This window comes from Metabacillus sediminilitoris (assembly GCF_009720625.1).
Lineage (GTDB): Bacteria > Bacillota > Bacilli > Bacillales > Bacillaceae > Metabacillus > Metabacillus sediminilitoris.
This window is the reverse complement of record NZ_CP046266.1, coordinates 3,223,281-3,244,348: the sequence shown is the minus strand read 5'-3', so window position 1 is coordinate 3,244,348 and position 21,068 is coordinate 3,223,281. Positions and strand designations below refer to the sequence as shown.

At 35.9% G+C, this 21,068-nt stretch carries 17 protein-coding genes; 15 read left to right on the top strand and 2 right to left on the bottom strand.

Annotated elements, in window-relative coordinates; genetic code table 11:
• The first annotated feature begins 24 nt into the window (after positions 1–24).
• The 7 genes from GMB29_RS15365 to GMB29_RS15335 all read left to right on the top strand — a co-directional run bounded on the left by GMB29_RS15365 (position 25) and on the right by GMB29_RS15335 (position 9,402).
• A complete protein-coding gene (locus tag GMB29_RS15365; RefSeq protein ID WP_136356810.1) occupies positions 25–921 on the top strand; it encodes a carbohydrate ABC transporter permease in 897 nt (298 codons plus the stop codon).
• A gap of 13 nt (positions 922–934) precedes the next feature.
• Positions 935–1,795 carry a carbohydrate ABC transporter permease gene (locus tag GMB29_RS15360; RefSeq protein WP_136356808.1) on the top strand — a complete coding sequence of 287 codons (861 nt, stop codon included), beginning with the start codon at positions 935–937 and terminating at the stop codon, positions 1,793–1,795.
• Between the two features lie 135 nt (positions 1,796–1,930).
• A complete protein-coding gene (locus GMB29_RS15355; RefSeq protein WP_136356806.1) occupies positions 1,931–2,992 on the top strand; it encodes a LacI family DNA-binding transcriptional regulator in 1,062 nt (353 codons plus the stop codon).
• Positions 2,993–3,053: 61 nt separating this feature from the next.
• Complete coding sequence (locus GMB29_RS15350) at positions 3,054–4,952, top strand: glycoside hydrolase family 127 protein (RefSeq protein ID WP_136356804.1); 1,899 nt, start codon at positions 3,054–3,056, stop codon at positions 4,950–4,952.
• Positions 4,953–5,293: 341 nt separating this feature from the next.
• A complete protein-coding gene (locus GMB29_RS15345) occupies positions 5,294–6,304 on the top strand; it encodes a substrate-binding domain-containing protein (protein WP_136356802.1) in 1,011 nt (336 codons plus the stop codon).
• A 28-nt stretch (positions 6,305–6,332) separates the two neighbouring features.
• Positions 6,333–8,150 carry a cache domain-containing sensor histidine kinase gene (locus GMB29_RS15340; RefSeq protein WP_136356800.1) on the top strand — a complete coding sequence of 606 codons (1,818 nt, stop codon included), beginning with the start codon at positions 6,333–6,335 and terminating at the stop codon, positions 8,148–8,150.
• A 13-nt stretch (positions 8,151–8,163) separates the two neighbouring features.
• Positions 8,164–9,402: a response regulator transcription factor gene (locus GMB29_RS15335; protein WP_136356798.1), complete on the top strand. Its 1,239-nt coding sequence runs from the start codon at positions 8,164–8,166 to the stop codon at positions 9,400–9,402.
• 138 nt (positions 9,403–9,540) lie between these two features.
• Here the strand turns inward: GMB29_RS15335 and GMB29_RS15330 are convergent, their stop codons facing one another.
• A complete protein-coding gene (locus GMB29_RS15330; RefSeq protein WP_136356797.1) occupies positions 9,541–9,903 on the bottom strand; it encodes a VOC family protein in 363 nt (120 codons plus the stop codon).
• Between the two features lie 347 nt (positions 9,904–10,250).
• Between GMB29_RS15330 and GMB29_RS15325 the strand changes: the two genes are divergently transcribed.
• From GMB29_RS15325 to mmsB, 4 genes are all read left to right on the top strand, one after another.
• Positions 10,251–10,880, top strand: a complete 630-nt coding sequence (locus tag GMB29_RS15325) for a serine/threonine-protein kinase (protein WP_136356795.1) — start codon at positions 10,251–10,253, stop codon at positions 10,878–10,880.
• A gap of 314 nt (positions 10,881–11,194) precedes the next feature.
• Positions 11,195–12,277, top strand: a complete 1,083-nt coding sequence (gene chvE / locus GMB29_RS15320; protein ID WP_136356793.1) for a multiple monosaccharide ABC transporter substrate-binding protein — start codon at positions 11,195–11,197, stop codon at positions 12,275–12,277.
• A gap of 55 nt (positions 12,278–12,332) precedes the next feature.
• Positions 12,333–13,868, top strand: coding sequence for a multiple monosaccharide ABC transporter ATP-binding protein (gene mmsA, locus GMB29_RS15315; protein WP_136356791.1), 1,536 nt, complete (start codon positions 12,333–12,335; stop codon positions 13,866–13,868).
• 5 nt (positions 13,869–13,873) lie between these two features.
• The gene (gene mmsB / locus GMB29_RS15310) at positions 13,874–15,088 is read left to right on the top strand and encodes a multiple monosaccharide ABC transporter permease (RefSeq protein WP_136356789.1); all 1,215 of its coding nucleotides are present in this window, start codon (positions 13,874–13,876) and stop codon (positions 15,086–15,088) included.
• Positions 15,089–15,256: 168 nt separating this feature from the next.
• Here mmsB and GMB29_RS15305 read toward each other — a convergent pair whose 3' ends face one another.
• Positions 15,257–15,505, bottom strand: a complete 249-nt coding sequence (locus tag GMB29_RS15305; protein ID WP_136356787.1) for an alpha/beta-type small acid-soluble spore protein — start codon at positions 15,503–15,505, stop codon at positions 15,257–15,259.
• Between the two features lie 252 nt (positions 15,506–15,757).
• Here GMB29_RS15305 and GMB29_RS15300 point away from each other — a divergent pair, with 252 nt between their 5' ends.
• The 4 genes from GMB29_RS15300 to araB all read left to right on the top strand — a co-directional run bounded on the left by GMB29_RS15300 (position 15,758) and on the right by araB (position 21,031).
• Positions 15,758–16,888, top strand: a complete 1,131-nt coding sequence (locus tag GMB29_RS15300; protein WP_136356785.1) for a GntR family transcriptional regulator — start codon at positions 15,758–15,760, stop codon at positions 16,886–16,888.
• A 75-nt stretch (positions 16,889–16,963) separates the two neighbouring features.
• On the top strand, positions 16,964–18,187 hold the full coding sequence (locus GMB29_RS15295; RefSeq protein ID WP_136356783.1) for a sn-glycerol-1-phosphate dehydrogenase: 1,224 nt from the start codon (positions 16,964–16,966) through the stop codon (positions 18,185–18,187).
• Complete coding sequence (locus GMB29_RS15290) at positions 18,180–18,884, top strand: HAD family hydrolase (RefSeq protein WP_136356781.1); 705 nt, start codon at positions 18,180–18,182, stop codon at positions 18,882–18,884. Before GMB29_RS15295 ends, GMB29_RS15290 begins: the two co-directional genes overlap by 8 nt.
• A gap of 443 nt (positions 18,885–19,327) precedes the next feature.
• Complete coding sequence (araB, locus tag GMB29_RS15285) at positions 19,328–21,031, top strand: ribulokinase (protein WP_136356779.1); 1,704 nt, start codon at positions 19,328–19,330, stop codon at positions 21,029–21,031.
• Positions 21,032–21,068 lie beyond the last annotated feature (37 nt).

Below are 21,068 nucleotides of genomic sequence, written 5' to 3'. Positions count from 1 at the left end.
TCATAATAAAGAGGGTGTGTAAAAGTGAAAAAAAGTGGAAATACCTTGAAAGAGAATCTTTCTGCATACGCATTCCTTTCACCGTGGATTATCGGAGTTATCTTATTTACAGGTGGACCGATCATCGTTTCCTTCCTGCTAAGTTTAACGAAATGGAATCTATTAGGACAGCCAGAATTTGTTGGCTTAGAAAACTATAAATTTATGTTTTCTGGGGAATCAGATTTTGCTAATTCATTAAAAGTAACCATTTTATACACGGTCATTAGTGTATGTTCAAGTGTTATCATGTCTTTATTTTTAGCAGTACTATTAAACTTTAAGGTTAAGTATATTAGTCTCTTTCAATTTTTTTACTTTATACCAGCTGTAATGCCTAGTGTTGTAATGGCATTTGTCTTTAAGTTAATGTTCAACAAAGAACTGGGAATTGTTAATTATATGCTGACATTTATCGGCATTGACAATCCGCCAAACTGGTTAAGTGATAATTTTTGGATATGGCCGACATTAGCTGTAGCAAGTATTTTTACATATGCAACAGGACAAATGATGTTAATTTTTAATTCAAGCTTAAAAGAAGTTCCGAAAGAATTATATGAAGCATGTGATATTGAAGGAGCGAATTTCTTACAAAGATTCTTCCATGTTACGTTGCCATCGATCTCACCAATTATCTTATTTAATACGGTCGTAGCTACAATCAATTCATTTAACAGTTCATTCACATTAATTTATCCGCTTACTGGCGGCGGTCCTGGGAATGCGACACAAGTATTAAGTTTAAGCATCTATGAAAATGCGTTTAAATTGTTTGATATGGGCTATGCATCAGCGTTAGCTGTCGTCTTATTTGTCATCGTTGGAATTATTACGGCTTTTCAATTCAGACTTTCGAAAAACTGGGTTCATTATGATTGAGGAGGGATAGAAAATGGGCTATTCACAAACGAAAAATAAACAAGAGAGATCCAGGAAAATTCTCCAATATTCCATTTTGATTATTGTTGCTATTTTCATGATGTTTCCGATTCTATGGATTTTCTCAAATTCTCTTAAAACCCTAAACGGTATTAGCCAGTATCCTCCAAAACTAATACCTGATAACCCGCAATTTCAAAATTATGTGGAAGTTATCAAGAATAGTAATACATTAATTTACTTGAAAAACAGTATCATCTTAATTGTTGGAAATACGATCGGTACACTTCTTTCAAGTGCAATTGTTGCGTACCCGCTGGCAAGGATGAATTTTAAAGGTGTAAATGCTATATTCGCCATTATTTTAGCGACTATGATGGTCCCTACGGTAACAACGATTATTCCGCAATTTTTACTTTTCCGCCAGTTAGGATGGTTAGATAGTTTTCTGCCATTAATCATTCCTAGTTTCTTTGCATATCCATACAATGTCTTTTTGTTCAGACAATTCTTTAAAACAATACCTAAAAGTATCGATGAGTCTGCGATGATTGATGGTTGTACAAGATGGCAGGTCTTTACGAAGATCCTTGTTCCAATTTCGAAGCCGATTTTTATAACAGTAGGGGTATTATCAGCGGTATACTGGTGGAACGAGTTATTTACACCATTGATCTTTATTGATTCAGAAAACTTAAAACCTCTAACAGTAGGAGCCTTAACATCTTTCAAAGTACAAGGTGCTACAAATTTAACTGCATGGAATTTACAAATGGCAATGGCGATGATTATGGCCATACCACCAATGATCTTATATCTATTTGCGTCAAGATTCTTGGTTGAAGGAGTAAAAACATCTGGTTTAAAAGATTAACTGCATGTTATTAAACGAAATATCGACTAGAAAGTTATCTTTTTAAAAAAACTGTAAATTAAGTAGGTTAGAAATTGAAAGTATTGTATAGTAAACTAATATTAGTGTAAACGTTTAAATTTTAAGGAGCATAGGATGGTTACCATAAAAGATATTGCTATAAAGGCAAATGTTTCAACTGCAACTGTTTCATATGTTTTAAATGGCACCGGTACTGTTAGTGAGAAAACTAGGAAACGAATCTTGCAGATCATTGAAGATCTTGATTATAAGCCAAACCAAGTAGCTAAAAGTTTAAAATTGAGAAAGACAAAAACAATTGGTGTTATTGTAGAGGATATTACTGTTTTTAATGCACCAGGTATCATTGATGGTATAAATGAATATGCAGAAAAACTTGGTTTCTCAATCTTACTAACAAATTTGAGGTTATTTAAAAGAGTAGGAAATAACTTTTCTGTGAATATCGAGCAATGTCGAGAAGTAGCAAAACAGAAAATTGACGAATTACTTAGTAATCATGTTGATGGAATCATTTATGTTGGCGTTCACCCAAGAGAAGTCTCAGAAATTATCGGTGAAGTGAATAAACCCTTTGTCTGTACATATTGTTATTCGACTGACAATACTCACTACTCCATCAATTATGATGATGAACAAGCAGCATATGATGCAACAAATTATCTTATCAGCTTTGGCCATAAAAAAATTGCCTTGATTAGCGGATTAATTGATTCACAGCCTGCACATGCACGGTACTCTGGGTTTTATTCCGCTTTAAAGCAAAATAATTTACCATTTCATCCTTCATTTATTAAAACAGGGGATTGGGAATTCAAATCAGGTTATCAATTGACGAAAGAATTACTTGAAACAAGTGAAGAAGTTCCAACAGCGATTGTTGCCATGAATGATTTAATGGCAGGAGGTGCTTTAGAAGCTTGTAGAGAAATTGGTTTTAAAGTTCCTGAGGATATCTCTATTATTGGGATTGATAATCAAGAATGCAGCCAATATTTTATACCGCCATTAAGTACCATGGGTTTACCATTAAGAGAAATGGGACACCATTCAATGGAAACTATAATAAATATTTTAGATAAGAAGGATTCTGATCATAACGTAATGGATAAACTGAAATGTCATTTAATAGAAAGAAAGTCTGTAGCAGCACCAAGTAATGTAAAAGCTAAATAATTGTATTTGGCTTTTTTATTCCAGAACAAGTTAATCGATTAAGTTATGTGGAGGGGTAAGTATGTCGATCATCGAACAAAATAAATTAGAACCCGTTTCTTTAAAGGATGTAACGATAAATGATCATTTTTGGGCGCCAAGAAGAAAAATTAATCGTGAACAAACGATTCCATTTCAATATAAGCAATGTAAAGAAACAGGTCGTATAGATGCATTAAAATTAAATTGGAAGCAAGGAGATCCAGAAATCCATCCATTTTGGGACTCTGATGTAGCAAAATGGATTGAAGCGGCAAGCTACAGCTTAGCAACAGATCCTGATGCCGAACTAAGCAAGCTGGTAGATGAAGTGATTGAACTAATCTCTGCAGCACAGCAGGAAGATGGATATTTGAATACATATTTTACTGCTGTGAAACCTGGAAAGCGTTGGACAGACCTTCGTGACGCACATGAATTATACTGTGCAGGACACTTTATTGAAGCAGGTGTAGCACATTTTCAAGCAACTGGAAAGTGCTCACTTTTAGATATAGTTTGTCGCTATGCTGATTATATCGATTCGGTTTTTGGACCTGAAGAAGGAAAAATCAAAGGCTACCCTGGGCATCAAGAAATCGAGCTTGCTCTTATTAAGCTGTACCATGTAACAGGAGAAGCTCGTTATTTTAGACTTAGTCAATTTTTTATTGAAGAAAGAGGAAATGAACCACATTATTTTACTGAAGAAAAGAAAAAGTATGGCCCGGGTTATTTTGAAGAATTATTTTCAACGTTTGCCAATTTAAAGGAATATAATCAATCACATAAACCTGTAAGAGAGCAGGATAAAGTTGTTGGGCATTCAGTAAGAGCCATGTATATGTATTGTGCAATGGCAGATTTAGCGAAAGAAAACGGCGATGAAAAGTTAAGAGAAGCATGTGACCGCTTATGGAATAATTTGCATTACAAAAATATGTATGTAACTGGGGGAATCGGTTCAACTGCTGAATACGAAGGTTTTACCTGTGATTATGATTTACCTAATGAGTCTGCATATGCAGAGACTTGTGCAGCGATCGGACTAGTCTTTTGGAATCACCGGATGCTACAGCTAGATTGTGATCGAAAATATGCGGATGCTTTAGAAAGAGCACTCTTTAACGGGGTCATAAGTGGCATTTCTTTAGACGGGAAAAAGTATTTTTATGAAAATCCACTAGAAAGCCTTGGTGAAGTTCATCGAAAAGAATGGTTTGGTGTATCATGCTGTCCGCCAAATATTTCTCGTTTGCTTGGCTCACTTGGACAATATATTTATTCACAAAGTGATTCAGAAGCAATTATTCATTTGTATGTGTCAGGAAGTGCAAAATTTAAACTTGCAAATCAAGAAATAAAACTAAATCAAACAACGAACTATCCATGGGATGGCAATGTTTCAATTCAGTTGGAAGTAGAAAACCCTGTATCATTTGCTCTAAAATTAAGAATTCCAAGCTGGACAAAGAGTGCAGGATTAAAAGTAAATGGTGAGATGGTTTCGTTAGAAAACATTCTTGATAAGGGCTATGTACGCATTGAAAGAGAATGGAAGAATCATGATCAGATTGAACTCATCCTTCCAATGACTATCGAGAAAGTGTATGCACATCCAAGTGTCAGACAAAATCGAAATCATGTGGCACTCCAACGCGGACCACTTGTCTATTGTATTGAAGGTATTGATAATACTCATTATTTAAGTCAATTATCTTTGCCAAGGGATAAGGAACTTACTGCGATTTTTGATCAGAAATTACTTGGCGGTATTGTAAAAATAGTTGGAAATGGAGAAATTACTGAGGTTTATGATTCAGAAGATTTATATCAGACAAAGCCTTTTACAACTAAGTCATTTGAAATGACTGCAGTCCCATACTATGCATGGGATAATCGGGAAGCAGGCCCAATGAAAGTATGGATCCCTGAAAGTTAATAAGTATTGATAAATGAATACTATGTATTCTATTACGCGACAAGGCCCCATTCAATAAGAATCTGAATGGGGCCTTGTCTATTTAAGGATAAATAAACTAAATATTCATGCTTAAGAAAGAGCATGATAAATAACAACTTCACGTCCACATTCTTGTGGTCTTTTCCTCTTCAATACTAAGCCTACATAATTCGTTATAGAATTCTTCCTCTACGGCCAATATACATATCTTCAGCTGAAATTTTAGATGCAAGAATGTACGTACAAGTGTATAATAGGTTAAATAAAAAGATGTACATGCACTTGTATGTGTTACTTACGTTTGAAGGGTGATCTTGTCATTGAAAAAGCTATTAATTGTTTACGCTTTCTTGATTTCTATTTTTGCTATTTATCTATTTACCTATTATTTAAAGGATTCTATTCTAAATCCTTTTGATCAAAGTGACAAACGTTTGCAAGGTGATATAGGAGAAACATATGTGATGGTAACGTTTAGTGCTGGAATTGAATATTGGAAGAGTGCCATAAAGGGTTTTGAAGATGCGGCAACAGATCGCAATGTTTCTGTTGAATACAGAGGGGCAACTCAATATGATTCACATGAACAAATAACGGTCTTAGAACAAGTAATTGCGAAGAAGCCAGCGGGAATTGCGATATCTGCGATAAATCCATATGAATTAAACTCAACGATTAATAAGGCAATTGATGCAGGAATTCCTGTTGTTTTGTTTGACTCTGATGCTCCTGCAAGTAATGCTAATGCCTTTTTAGGAACAAATAATTATTCTGCGGGTGTGACTGGTGCTCATAAAATCGCTGATTTATTAGGAGGTAAAGGCAATGTAGCGGTCATTACATTGCCTAATCAACTTAATAATAAGGAACGAACAAATGGCTTTGTTGAGACAATAAGTAACGATTATCCTAATATGAAAGTAGTTGCGATCAAAGATGGGAAAGGTGATCAACTACAATCTGAAAAGGCTGCAATAGATATTATCAAATCATACCCAGATATCCAAGGGATATTTGCAACAGAAGCAAATGGCGGGGTTGGTATTGCAGATGCAGCACAGTCTTTAAAAAAGGACATGAAAATTATAAGCTTTGATACTGATAAACGAACACTTGACAAGATAAAGGAGGGAGCGATTTCTGCTTCCTTAGCTCAAGGTACATGGAACATGGGGTATTGGTCTTTGCAATTTCTTTTTCAACATCATCATGGGAATTCTGAACTTCAGGCAGATAGACAGAGTAAGCAATCAGCTGTTATCCCGGATAATGTCGATACAGGCATTTCAATCGTGACGAAGGAGAATGTTGAAGAATACTATGCAGACTGAATCAATAACGAACGAGAGATGACATATGATGAAGCAGCAATTATTAAAACTAAATAATGTTCCGATTAGGTATAAAATTATTGCCCTATTACTTGTTATTAGTATTTTACCGTCGATCGGCTTAGGTTTATTAACAGGTTTTACAGTGGAACGGATTATTGATAAACAGGCAACACAGCATACACTTCAACTGATCGGTCAAGTGAACAAAACGTTGGAAACCTATGCTAGTAACATGCAAAATATTAGTTATTTGCTTTCTATGGATCCGGAAATAAAAGAATTTCTACATCAACAAGAGACCAAAAACAACAAACAAACAGATGATGAGGATTATTCAATCCGCCAATTTATGCAAGGGCTTTCAACGTTATACCCTGAAGTGGCTGGGATATTAGTTGTAAATAGTCGAGGTGACTATATAAGTAATGAATTGTATTCAAGATCACAGCAGAATTTAACGACAGAATCGTGGTATGAAGAGGCAGTGAAAAATGAAGGGATTTTTAAGATCATTGGTCACCCCACAGATCGGGGGATTACAAGTCATGTTCATTACAAGGATAGTGACGTAGTGACAGTTGTTCGAGCCATTCTAGACCCAGAAACACAGAAGGTTATGGGTGTTATTTTAATTGACTTAAAACTAAGGGTTATAGCTGAAGCAACAAAAAATGTCCGGTTAGGCAAATCCGGGTACTTGATGGTGATCGATGAAAACGGGGAAGAGATTTATTCACCACCAGAGCCATTAACAAATGATATACCAAAGCGAATCCTGAAGAAAGAGGATTCTGGAGCTTTTTCAGAAGAGGTTGATGGAAATAAATTGCAATTCATTTACCAAAAACAGCCCTTTACAAATTGGACGACCGTTGGGATCTTTTCAAGTGAAGAGTCTGTTATTGAAGTCAGAACAATCCATTTATATGTCATTTGCTTTGTCTTTTTTGTCTGTTTATTTGGTGTAACAGCTTCCTATTATTTAGCGAATTCAATGTCAAAGCCTATTGTCCAATTAATGTCATTCATGAAAAAGGTAGAATCGGGCAATTTGAGGATTCGCTATCAAGGTGACCGATTAGATGAAATTGGGATGTTGGGAAGAAGTTTTAATAAAATGACGGCAAAAATTAATAGCCTTCTTATTCTTACTGAACGTCAAGAGCGTCAAAAAAGAGATGCTGAATTACGAAGTCTCCAGGCCCATATCAAACCGCATTTTTTATACAATACATTAGATACGATTAACTGGATGGCGCGAAAACGCGGGGCAGAGGATGTCGCAGAAGTGGTTGCTTCGTTATCAAGTTTATTTCGGATTGGCTTAAGTAAAGGGAATGATATCATCCTTTTAAAAGAAGAAATGGCCCATATTCAAAGCTATCTCACCATTCAAAAAGCGAGGTATCGCGATAAGCTTCATTATACGATTCATGTAGATCCTGGTTTAAATGATGTCATGATCCTTAAAATTGTGCTGCAGCCTATTGTGGAAAATGCTATTTATCATGGGATAAAAGAAAGAAGAGGCTCAGGTCACGTTACGATCCATGTTAAAGAAGAAAATGGCTGCTTAGTTCTTGCAGTTCGGGATGACGGAAAGGGGATTCCTGTTGACAAGCTTGAAGAACTTAGACAGAAAATGGATTCACTTTACAAGAAAGATGAGGAAAAAGGAAAACCAGTCAATTTTGGTTATGGCATGATGAATGTCCAAGCGAGAATAAAATTAACGTATGGTGACCAATACGGGTTAACCATCGATAGTGAGCTGGGGAAAGGGACAGAGGTAAAGATTCACCTTCCACTTCAAAAAAATGGCTATGAGCTCGACAAGGCTTAAGGGGGTACATGTGATGAGCGATTATTGGAAAGTATTAATTGCAGATGATGAACCAATTATTCGTGAAGGAATTCGAGAATCTGTTGATTGGTCATCACTTCAAATGGAAGTTATAGCGGAAGCGGAAGACGGAGAGGAAGCGTTGGAGCTCGCGATAAAACACAATATTAATATTCTTTTGGCAGACTTAAATATGCCAATCATGAATGGACTTACTTTGATAAAGGAAATTCGTCAAAGATTACCACATTGTAAAATTGTCATTATTACAGGACATGATGAATTTTCCTATGCACAAGAAGCTCTCAGGTTACATGTGACAGACTACATTTTGAAACCGGCAAATCCTGAGCAACTAAAAAAAGTGCTAGACGGTGTTCGACAAGAGTTAGAGGCTACTGTCAAACATGATGAATATGTAGAAATGGCCTCTAATCAAATTTCCAAAAACTTAACGATACTTCGAGAGCGATTTTGTCGTGAATGGATTGAGGGGCGTGTCGATGAAGCTGAGATTTGTAAGCAATTAGAATTTCTAAAGCTGCCTCAACATAATCCGCAGCATTTTGCTGTGATCCAATGTCCTGAATATTTTGCAAATAAACCGCTTTTAAAGGAAAAAGAAAAGCAAATGTTCATGTTCTCGATTGAAAATATATTAACTGAACTATTCCAATCGACGACCCATGTTATTTTTCGGGATGAAGATGGATTAATCGTATTGATCCTGTGGGGAGATGTATCCTATGAAACATTTGATAAGATTGACAAAACCGTAAAAGAGTGTTTGAAAATAACCCTTATGATGCATGTCGAGAAGGTAGAAGGAGGTTTGCCATCTGTTCCAGAGATTTACAAGCGTTGTAAAGACAAAGTCTATAATGATTCAACCATTTCACCTGTTGTTCGTCGCGCAAGACAATATATAGAATCACATTTCACTGAATCATCAATTGCTTTAGAAGTTGTTGCACAGAATTTACATGTTTCACCTGTCTATTTAAGCAGAATGATAAAACAAGAGTTAGGGATGTCTTTTGTTAGTTTAGTAACAAATATGAGAATAAAGAAAGCGATTCATTTATTAAATTCGACTGTTCTGCCGATTGTAGAGATTGCAGAGCTTGTCGGCTATGACACCCAGCATTATTTCAGTACCGCCTTTAAAAAGATTATGGGTGTATCGCCAATTAACTATCGTAAAAATTATTTGCTGGTGGATGGCAAAGTAAACGAATCGAATAATCATTGAGTTCTTTGTTTTGTCCTTCTTATGGCAAGTAAATACGACACTTTACCCTGAAGCAAGTAATGCAGTCAAATGATTTTGCCTCTATGCTTTCGCCAGTAAAAGAGGATAGAGGCAAGACGGGGCTGATTGATTTTGATCTTAGCCTTTCAACAAAAAGACATTTTCGTCTTCGTCTTTGAATTGAACGAATGTTCCCCATTCCATCTTGTTCGGTTCACCTAACAATTCAACACCATTTTCTTTTAATGTTTCATATGTACTTTCGATATCATCACATTGAAATACAATTGAAGCTTTCATATTCTCGTGGCCCTTCATCATCGCTTTAGGGTAAATCACTAACCGAGTTTGACTGCCCTTTGGGGCAACTTCAAGCCAAGTTGCATTTGGACCCATTTGGTGTTCTGCGACAACTTCAAAACCAACTTTTTCTGACCAAAAGGTTTTTGCCTTTTGTTGATCTTCTACATAAACGGCAACTGTTGCTATTTCATTAATCATCCTTATACCTCCTAAATATTTGTTTTCTTTTAATTATACCATTTATTGCTAGAGTTAATAAAATGTGTAGAAAGAAGTAAGAAAAAATACGATCATATAGTAATTAATTGACCATCCTTCTAATAAAATTTATAATAAGTATAATTTTATTCCTTTTCCTTTTTAAAGGGGAGTAGCAGGTACAGTAAAGTCGTCAATACAGGTTTATCCTCGGCTTTATTGGCAACATTTGTTGTTTGCGAGACCTTTACCATTTTTGGTGAGGGTTTTTTTCATACTTGAAACTTTGTAAAATACCGATCTAGTTAACATACAAAAGGTTAGGAGTCGAGTAAGGAGTTGATAGGATGAAGTATCAAGAGTATGCGAATAGTATTGTTTTTGAAGTGAAAAAAGCAAGCATTCATGTTAAGCATCATCATCAGGATCTGTCACTAATTGGTACAGGCAGAAGTGCGTGTGTATTTAAAATCAAGGACACAAATCGAGTGATAAAAGTCTTCCCTAAAGAATTTGCTCATATTGCAAAAGAAGAAGCAGACATTTATAGCATGTTAACGGATATTCATTATTTTCCTACAATCTATGAAACAGGGCCGAATTATCTCACAATGGATTATATTAAGGGAGAGACACTTTTTCAATGTGTAAACAAAGGGATCCCAATAGGTGAAGAACATATCAATGTGGTAGATGACATTTTAACTGAAGTGAGAAAGCGTGGGTTAAATCCGTCTGATATTCACCTGAGAAATATCATGATAACCCCTGATGATCAAATAAAAATGATTGACGTAGCAAGATTTAAACAAAAAAAACAGGATACACAATGGGAAGATTTAAAAAACGCTTATTACCGCTTTTATCAACATCCGCTATTTCCAAAAAGTTTGCCCGCTTATTTATTAAACTTTATTGCGGCCTTATACAAAAAGAAGCTAATTACCGTTAGCAAAAGATATCGTCGTACCGGCTAAATAAATAATCATGTTCTTCTGAAAAATAGGAGTCTGCTGACACAAGCAGACTCCTATTTTGTATTGTCTGTTAACGATGAAAGCGGTTTAAAAAGTTATATTTTTATAAAAATAGTAGTTTTATTAAAAAGACTGAAAATTTTTTGGATGGTATATTTTTAGTAATTCAGAAATGAATTAATACCGTGTCTAGCAGCAACGCATGTGAAAGCAATTTGACGTGAAATGAAGGAATGTACAGATCGTATAATTGCTTGGAGTGGAATGTGCGTATGCGCTATTCATGAAAGTAGAAATGAAAGGGGGAAGTCCTTATGAAAAAGAAATCGCTTACACTATTTCTTTTAATCGTAATGGTATTTACTTTGGCAGGATGTGGAGCAGTAGAAACAAAGGGAGAATCGAAAGGATATATCGGAATTTCAATGCCGACAAAATCTTCTGAGAGATGGGTTAATGATGGCGAAAATATGAAAATACAATTTGAAGAACTAGGATATAAAACCGATTTACAATATGCAGAAGATATCATAGAAAATCAAACGGCTCAAATAGAAAATATGATCACTAAAGGTGTCGATGTGCTTGTTATAGCGCCAATTGATGACCGTTCAGGGCTATCAAGTGTCCTAGAAAGGGCAAATCAACGCGGGATTAAGGTCATCTCGTATGACCGTTTGATTCAACATAGTGAACATGTTGATTACTATGCAACATTTGATAACTTCCAGGTGGGAGTTTTACAAGGTACATATATTGAAGAAAAACTAGGGTTAAAAGAGTCAGAAGGTCCATTTAATATTGAACTTTTTGCTGGTTCTCCAGATGATAATAATGCCTATTTCTTCTTTGATGGTGCGATGTCGGTACTAGAACCATATATCGATTCAGGGAAGCTAGTTGTGAAAAGTAATCAAACGAAGTTTAATCAAGGTGCAACATTAAGATGGGATGGCGCACTTGCCCAATCACGGATGGATAATTTATTGAGCGCTTATTATTCTTCTGAACGAGTTGATGCTGTTCTATCACCATATGACGGTATTAGTATCGGGGTCATTTCTTCTTTAAGAGGAGTAGGATATGGCAGCGGCGATAACCCAATGCCAGTTATTACAGGCCAAGATGCCGAACTTGCTTCAATTAAATCGATTATCAATAAAAGACAAACTCAAACCGTTTTTAAAGATACTAGGGAACTGGCGAAAAAGGCAGTTGAAATGGCTGATGCTTTATTAAATGGAAAACAAGCCGAAGTAAATGATACTAAAACATATGACAATCACAAAAAAATTGTCCCGGCCTACTTGTTAAATCCAGTCTCAGTTGATATTACGAACTATGATTCTGTGTTAATTGACAGTGGGTATTATACGAAAGAACAGCTTGGCAAATGATGAATCAACTTTCTAGAATTCTAGTGAAAACGACGAATGTAGGTGTGGTGAAAATATGTCAAATATAATACTAGAAATGCGGAACATAACAAAAGAGTTTCCAGGGGTAAAAGCACTTGAAAATGTAAATTTAAAAGTGAAAGAAGGAGAAATTCACGCCTTATGCGGTGAGAATGGTGCTGGAAAATCAACACTGATGAAAGTGTTAAGTGGTGTTTATCCACACGGAACATATTCAGGTGATATTCTATTTCAAAATCAAGTATGTCAGTTCAAAAACATTAAACAAAGTGAAGAATTAGGGATCGTTATCATTCATCAGGAGCTTGCTCTTATTCAGGAATTATCAATTGCTGAGAATATATTTTTAGGTAATGAAATTGCAAGCAGCGGTGTGATCAATTGGAATGAGACGACAATGAAGACAAAGGGTCTACTCGAAAAAGTGGGTCTAAGTGAATCGCCGAATACGAAAATAGACGATATTGGTGTAGGAAAACAACAATTAGTCGAAATTGCGAAAGCGTTGTCAAAAGAAGTGAAGCTATTAATCTTAGATGAGCCAACAGCTTCATTAAATGAAGACGATAGTGAAAACTTGTTAAATCTTCTATTGGAATTTAAAAACCAAGGGATGTCAGCGATTATTATTTCTCATAAATTAAATGAAATTGAGAAGGTTGCAGATTCGATTACCATTTTACGTGATGGGAAAACAATTGAGACATTGGATGTGAAAAAAGGTAACGTCACAGAGGATCGGATCATTAAAGGGATGGTTGGGCGAGATTTAACAAATCGTTATCCAGCAAGAACACCTAGAATTGGCCAGACGATTTTCGAGGTGAAAAATTGGAATGTCTATCACCCTTTGCATACCGATCGAAAAGTTATTGATGATGTGAATTTTCATATACGAAAAGGTGAAATTATCGGGATTGCCGGTTTAATGGGGGCAGGACGAACAGAACTGGCAATGAGCATCTTTGGTAAATCTTACGGGAAGAAAGTGAACGGCCAGCTCTTGAAAAATGGAGAAGAAGTTGAATTTCATGATGTACCTTCAGCGATTAAGCAAGGAATAGCATATGTTTCTGAAGATCGTAAAGGAAATGGACTTATCTTAATGGATGATATTAAACAAAATATCACACTTGCTAGCTTAGATAAAATTTCAAATAAATCGATCGTTGATAAAAATAAAGAAATGGTCATTGCTGAAGAATATCGTAAAAAGCTAAAAATTAAAACACCAAGCATTTTTCAAAAAGCAGGCAACCTAAGCGGTGGTAATCAACAGAAAATCGTCTTAAGTAAATGGATATTCTCAGAACCGGATATTTTGATTTTAGATGAGCCTACACGCGGCATTGATGTCGGAGCAAAATATGAGATCTATTCGATTATTAATGATCTTGCCACGGCTGGAAAAGGAATCCTTATCATATCATCAGAACTCCCAGAGCTATTAGGGATGTGTGATCGAATCTATTGCTTAAACGAAGGCAGTATCACTGGTGAAGTATCGAAAGAGGAAGCAAACCAGGAAAAACTAATGACATACATGACAAAAAGTAAGGTAAGGGGGTAGTTTCAATGAGTTCACAAGTACAAAGAAGTCAACCTATTCAACCAAGTTTAAACAATGAATCACCATTTAAAGCAATGATTCGAAATAATATGCGCCAATACAGCATGATTATAGCGCTTATCTTTATTATGGTGCTGTTTCAAATATTAACAAATGGTCTATTATTAAAGCCATTAAATATCACGAATTTGATTTTGCAAAATAGTTATATTTTAGTTTTAGCAATCGGTATGGTGTTAGTCATCATAACCGGGCACATCGATCTATCAGTTGGATCCATTGCTGCATTTGTTGGAGCAATATCTGGAATCTTAATGGTCAACTATAATGTTCCAATGTTTGTTGCCGTGATTATCTCATTACTAGTCGGTGCTATTATTGGAGCTTGGCAAGGATTTTGGATTGCCTATATTAAAATACCGGCCTTTATCGTAACATTAGCCGGAATGCTCTTATTTAGAGGATTAACAATGATTGTGCTTGAAGGGAAATCAATTGCTCCATTCCCAGAATCATTTCAAAAAATGAGTGCAGGTTTTATTCCTGATATTACAAGTGGCGGATCACTTCATGTGCTAACGATAATCATTGGGATTGTCTTATCAGCAGTGATTGTATTCATTCAAGTTAAAAATAGAAGAACACAATTGAAATATAATTTTGACGTACAATCACAAGGGATGTTTATTTTAAAGTTAGCGGGGATGATCGCGTTATTAAATGTGTTTACATATGTACTAGCTGCATATGAAGGAATCCCGAATATCTTAATTATTTTAGCTGTCTTAATCGTCGTCTATACGTTCATCACGAATAAAACAAAAGCAGGAAGACATGTTTATGCCATCGGGGGAAATGAAAAAGCTGCACAGCTTTCTGGTATCAAAACAAAACGAATGACATTCTGGGTGTTTGTCAATATGGGTGTCCTATCAGCATTATCAGGTCTGCTATTTGCAGCTCGCTTAAATGCTGCGACACCAAAAGCAGGTAATTTATTTGAACTAGATGCCATTGCAGCATGCTTCATTGGCGGAGCTTCTGCCTACGGTGGAATCGGTACTGTTCCTGGAGCCATTATCGGCGGACTTGTTATGGGTATTATGAACAACGGTATGTCATTACTAGGTCTTGGCATCGATTGGCAGCAAGGAATTAAAGGATTAGTCTTACTTGCCGCAGTAGCATTTGATATTTATAATAAAAATAAAGCATCATAATAAATTGGATTGTTTCATACATGGCTGACAGATATCTTCATCTGATCAGCCTGTTTTATTACCATATCTAATTATTAGGGAGAATGTTTACTCCACAAGGTAAATGGTTCACTAATAAGAAAAGGGATTTAATCACAAGTGGTAAGCGGTCCTTTGCTACATTCGTTTTTACTTTTTCAATTGTTCTTCCGCCATCTTGACCATTTCCCTAACCATATTGCCACCAAGTTTACCACCAATTTTTCCAGCTTGACTAGAGGTTATGCTGCCATTATTTCCTTTATTAAGCGGGACACCCAATTTCTCAGCCACCTCGAATTTTGCATCACTTGGATTTTGTGTGTTTGCAACCTTTGCTTTTAACTGGTCTACACCTTGACGAGCCTCTGGAACTAATAATTTATTTCTTCTAGCCATTTTGATTTCCCTCCTTTGTAAATAGTATCCGCATTATGATGTTTTCCTATGAAATTTGTTCTTTCAAGAGTACTGCCTTTGTCAACACTTCACTGGTCATCGTATGCTTGTAACCGTAATGGTAAAATGATAAAAATCCTATAGAAATTTGCAGAATGACGAATGTAAATTTGCTGGATCTTAGTGTATAATTAAAGTTGTACGAATAAGTTGATCGTGAAACATACAAGCTGAATTGAAGGGGGTGACATATTGGCTCAACAAACGAAAGTCAGTATGGTAAAAGAAAAAATCAAACAATGGATTATAGATGGAATGGTTATGCCTGGTGAAAAAATCTATTCAGAAAATGAATTAGTTAAAATGTTTGAAGTAAGCAGACATACAGTTCGTCAAGCTGTTGGCGATCTCGTCCATGAAGGATGGTTATATAGAGAGCAAGGAGCGGGTACTTTTTGTTCAGATCGCACAACTGACGTTCAAAAACAACCTATAAAACCAACGGGAAATAACATTGGTGTTATCACAACATATATATCTGATTATATTTTCCCTTTTATTATTAAAGGAATTGAATCATATTTGTCAGCACATGGTTACTCATTAACATTTGCATGTACGGATAATGATCCTGATAAAGAAAAGCAATGCTTGGAAGCGATGTTAACACGTAATATTGATGGATTAATTGTAGAACCGACAAGGAGCAGCAGCTATAATCCGAACCTTCACTATTATTTAGAGATGGAACAAAACAATATTCCGTATTTGATGATTAACCAATATTATCCGCAATTAAATCCTCCAAATATTATTTTAAATGATGAGAAAGGCGGATTCATTGCGACAGAGCATTTAATTAAGCTTGGACATCAAAAAATTATAGGTTTGTTTAAAAGTGATGATATTCAAGGGTTAAACCGTATGCAAGGTTTTATAAGAGCTTTTAGAGAAAATGATATTCCTTTTTTTTCCCACATGATTGTAACATTTACAACAGAAGAAAAAGACGTCATCTTGATAAATAAATTGAAAGAGATTCTTTATTCTGAAGAAAAAAGACCAACTGGTATCGTTTGTTACAACGACGAAATTGCGATTAATGTATTGAATCTCCTAAGAGAGCTTGACATTAAAGTCCCAAATGAACTATCTATTGTTGGATATGATGATTCGTATTTAACAGAAGCATCTGAAACAAAGATTACCTCTGTAACCCACCCGAAAATGGAGATGGGAATTGAAGCTGCAAAATGGATTGTAGCGGCTGTGGAAAAGAAAGAGCAAGATCCGGTTGAAATGAGGCAGAAGATCTATGAACCGGAATTAGTTATTAGAAACTCAACAAGCGCCATTACTAAACATGCGATTGATCTAAAATAACGGATCGATCGTGTACATATAAATGAATGGATTTATGTTTTCTAGCAGTTTTCATCTGATAAGGGGGACGATTGAATGATAACGTTAAATGAACTTTCAAACCTGTCAAAATCATGTACATGTGGAAACCGTCATTATGAGATTACGATCGAAGACATCAATATTAGTTACAATGCTTTAAATGAAGCTGTCACTTACATAAAAAACAAAGAGTTTCAGAAGGTTGCGATTGTTGCTGATCAAATAACTTTTCAAGTTGCAGGTGAAAAGCTTGCAAGCTTGTTAGTTGAAGGCAAAGTAAATAGTGAAGTTGTCATTATTCAGCCAAATGAACTTGATGATGTCATTGCCGATGAAATTTCTTTGATTGAAGCCATGTTAGGAATCTCACAGGATACAAATGTTGTCATTGCCGTCGGTACAGGAACCATTCATGATATTGCGAGATTCGCCAGCTTTAAGATGGGGAAACCGTTTATATCAGTTCCGACTGCGCCATCTGTTGATGGGTTTAATTCAATGGGTGCTCCAGTTGTGATAAAAGGATTTAAACTAACCTATCAAATGCATTCACCTATCGCTATATTTGCGGACCTTTCGATTTTACAAGAAGCACCGAAAGAACTAATTGCTGCTGGTTTTGGCGATATGATTGGCAAATATACGTCATTAGCAGATTGGAAGTTTTCTCATCTTATTGGCGGTGAATCGTATTGCCCGCTGTCTGCGAGGTTAACGTATGAGGCTCTCGATGATTGTGTAAAATATGTTGATCAGATTTCAGATGCAGACGAAGAAGGGATCAAAATTTTAATTCAAGCACTTATTCAATCGGGTTTAGCCATGCTTTTGGTTGGACATTCTTCACCAGCATCTGGCGGAGAACATCATTTATCACATTACTGGGAGATGGAATTCTTAAAGCAAGGCAGAGCCCAGGTCCTCCATGGCGCTAAGGTTGCCGTTTCAGCCCAGCTTATTTTAGAGGTTTATAAAAACAAAGTCTTAACGTTAATATCGAATAAGCATCGTTTAGAGAATCTTGATGCGAAAAACAAAGATATGCTCCATAAAGTGATCGAAAAACAAACTGAAGTCGAAGCGATCATCCACTCATTACCAGATCCTGAAAGTTTATCGTTATTGGTTCAGAAAGTAGGCGGTGCAGGAAGCCCGGGTGAGCTAGGGATTCATACTGAACTTGTTCAAAACAGCTTACTTGAGGGACATACATTACGAAATCGATATACGATGTTAAAATTTTGGAATGAACATGTAGGAACACATCATTATGCATAGCCTGAAAGAGGCAGAAGCTGTTTTTTTTGATCTTGATGACACATTATATGATCAATTATCACCTTTTCAATTAGCATTGGAGCATTATGATGTAAAACTACAACAACATATGATAGAAGAACTTTTCAAAAAGGTACGATATTATAGTGATGTTTTTTGGAAGGTACATGTAAAAGGTGACATGAGTCTTGAACAATTAAGGGTTGAAAGATTGAAATATGCTTTTCATGATTTTGAGCTATCATTGACAAATGCACAAGCAAAAGCCATTCAAGATCGCTATGAGCTTGAGCAGCAACAGATTAGGACTTTTCAAGAAGTAAGCTCCTTCATAGAAGACTTACAAAAAAGGAAATCCGTTATTGGAATTCTTACGAATGGACCTGTTGAGCACCAAATGAAAAAAATAAATGTATTGAAATTGAATCACGTCATCAAAAAAGAGAGAATTTTTGTCTCAGATGGGATCGGTATTGCAAAACCAGATAAAAGAGTATTCCAATATGTGCAAAATCAAATAAAGATTGAGCCGGAAAAATGCTGTTATATAGGTGATACATGGGAAAATGATATGATACCTGCACTTGAAGCAGGCTGGAAATGTATTTGGTTCAATCATCGTAAAAGAGAGCCGCAATCACCTCATACACCATATGAAATGATTTTGCGCTTTAAAGATCTAATCGGACATGCATAGAGAAAACATTGTCATCTATGTAGAGGATGTAACAACACATTGATTGAACTTCAGAGCGATACGAAACCATACAAAGATAAAAATATAGAATAAGAGGCTGATTATTGACATAATCGCCTCTTTTTTATATTCAAATAGAATGATTGACTAAAGTGGTGCAGGAAATTAAAAAGCCATTACAACCATCTTTTTAACTTGTAAGTATAAGTTTGTGAGAAAAATGGGGTTTCAGGACAAAAAATGAAGAAAATTTTTAAAAAATAGCAAATTTTTATTGAAAAAAACTCAACAAGTGCTAAAATTTAGTTAAGGTTATCCGTACGAGTAAATGAATAATTTTAATCATACATCTTGTTGTAACTTGTACGTATAATGTAGGTAAATATGTGATTTTTTCTTATAAAATGTTTTACATGTTTAATAGAGAACCAGGGGTGAAGTTCATGGCAAAATATTCAATTGGCGTCGACTATGGTACACAATCAGGAAGAGCGGTATTAGTAGAAATCGGTACTGGGAAAGAGATTGCAACAGCAGTTAAACCTTATACACACGGAGTTATGGACGAATTTTTACCAGACGGAGTAACAAAGCTTGAAAATGATTGGGCCTTACAACATCCAACTGATTATATGGAAGTATTAGAAATAACGATTCCAGATGTGCTAAATCAAGCAAAGGTTTCTCCAGATGATGTAATCGGTCTTGGAATTGATTTTACTGCATGTACAGTATTACCAATTAATGAATCAGGAATTCCACTTTGTTTAACAGATGAATTTAAAAATCATCCACATGGATTCGTTAAATTATGGAAACACCATGCCGCACAAGAAGAAGCGAATCGCTTAAATGAAATAGCAGAGGCAAGAGGAGAGTCATTTCTCAAACGATATGGCGGAAAAATTTCCTCTGAATGGTTATTACCTAAATTGTGGCAAATTTTAAATGAAGCACCTGAAGTGTATGCGGCAACAAGCCAATTTGTTGAAGCGACAGATTGGGTTATTTATCAATTAACAGGTTATTTGAAACGAAATAGCTGTACGGCTGGATATAAGGCGATGTGGCATAAGCAAGAGGGTTATCCTTCAAAAGAATTCTTTAAAGCACTTGATGAGCGTTTAGAGAATGTCGTAGAAGAGAAGTTATCGAAAAATATTTTTCCAATTGGTTCAAAGGCAGGAGAATTAACGGAAAAAGCAGCAAAATTAATCGGATTAAATCCAGGGACAGCCATTGCAATTGCAAACGTTGATGCACATGTGGCTGTACCAGCTGTAGGTATTACAGAACCAGGAAAGCTCCTCATGATCATGGGGACATCAACTTGTCATATTTTATTAGGTGATAAAGAAAAGGTTGTCCCAGGTATGTGTGGAGTTGTCGAAGATGGTGTTATTCCGGGATTAATGGGATATGAAGCAGGTCAATCCTGTGTTGGAGACCATTTTGAATGGTTCACAGAAAACTGTGTACCAGCTAGCTATTATGAAGAGGCAGAAACGAAGGGAATGAACATTCATCAGCTTTTAACAGAAAAGGCTGCACAGCTTGAAGTTGGTGAAAACGGTTTAATTGCTCTTGATTGGTGGAACGGAAACCGCTCAACACTCGTTGATGCTGATTTAACAGGTGTTCTATTGGGTGCTACATTGCTGACAAGACCTGAAGAAATCTACCGCGCTCTTATTGAGGCAACTGCATATGGTACTCGTACGATTGTTGAAGCATTCAGAAACAATGGTGTCCCAATTCATGAGGTATATGCTTGCGGCGGTATTGCAGAGAAAAACGCATTAATGATGCAAATTTACGCTGATGTCTTAAATATGGATATTCGTATTTCTGCTTCATCACAAACACCAGCATTAGGATCTGCTATGTTTGGTGCAGTGGCGGCAGGGAAAGAACGTGGCGGATACGCTGATATTCGAGATGCTGCGAAAGAGATGGCTAGATTAAAAGATACAATCTATCAACCTAATCATCAAAACTCTGAAGTTTATCATCAATTATTTGCTGAATACTCCCGTTTATATGATTACTTTGGACGCGGTGAAAATAATGTGATGAAAAACTTAAAGAATATTAAGAAGGCTAGTATGGCAAAGACACAAGGTAAAACAGAAGTAGCTCAATCATAGATGGTATTTGCAATTTTTAATAGAGAGGAGAAAATAG

Excerpts from the sequence above, each read along its gene's own strand:
- GMB29_RS15360 (WP_136356808.1), top strand. The coding sequence starts at position 935 with ATGGGCTATTCACAAACGAAAAATAAACAAGAGAGATCCAGGAAAATT.
- GMB29_RS15355 (WP_136356806.1), top strand. The coding sequence starts at position 1,931 with ATGGTTACCATAAAAGATATTGCTATAAAGGCAAATGTTTCAACTGCA.
- GMB29_RS15350 (WP_136356804.1), top strand. The coding sequence starts at position 3,054 with ATGTCGATCATCGAACAAAATAAATTAGAACCCGTTTCTTTAAAGGAT.
- GMB29_RS15340 (WP_136356800.1), top strand. The coding sequence starts at position 6,333 with ATGAAGCAGCAATTATTAAAACTAAATAATGTTCCGATTAGGTATAAA.
- GMB29_RS15335 (WP_136356798.1), top strand. The coding sequence starts at position 8,164 with ATGAGCGATTATTGGAAAGTATTAATTGCAGATGATGAACCAATTATT.
- GMB29_RS15330 (WP_136356797.1), bottom strand. The coding sequence starts at position 9,903 with ATGATTAATGAAATAGCAACAGTTGCCGTTTATGTAGAAGATCAACAA.
- GMB29_RS15325 (WP_136356795.1), top strand. The coding sequence starts at position 10,251 with ATGAAGTATCAAGAGTATGCGAATAGTATTGTTTTTGAAGTGAAAAAA.
- chvE (WP_136356793.1), top strand. The coding sequence starts at position 11,195 with ATGAAAAAGAAATCGCTTACACTATTTCTTTTAATCGTAATGGTATTT.
- mmsA (WP_136356791.1), top strand. The coding sequence starts at position 12,333 with ATGTCAAATATAATACTAGAAATGCGGAACATAACAAAAGAGTTTCCA.
- mmsB (WP_136356789.1), top strand. The coding sequence starts at position 13,874 with ATGAGTTCACAAGTACAAAGAAGTCAACCTATTCAACCAAGTTTAAAC.
- GMB29_RS15305 (WP_136356787.1), bottom strand. The coding sequence starts at position 15,505 with ATGGCTAGAAGAAATAAATTATTAGTTCCAGAGGCTCGTCAAGGTGTA.
- GMB29_RS15295 (WP_136356783.1), top strand. The coding sequence starts at position 16,964 with ATGATAACGTTAAATGAACTTTCAAACCTGTCAAAATCATGTACATGT.
- GMB29_RS15290 (WP_136356781.1), top strand. The coding sequence starts at position 18,180 with ATGCATAGCCTGAAAGAGGCAGAAGCTGTTTTTTTTGATCTTGATGAC.
- araB (WP_136356779.1), top strand. The coding sequence starts at position 19,328 with ATGGCAAAATATTCAATTGGCGTCGACTATGGTACACAATCAGGAAGA.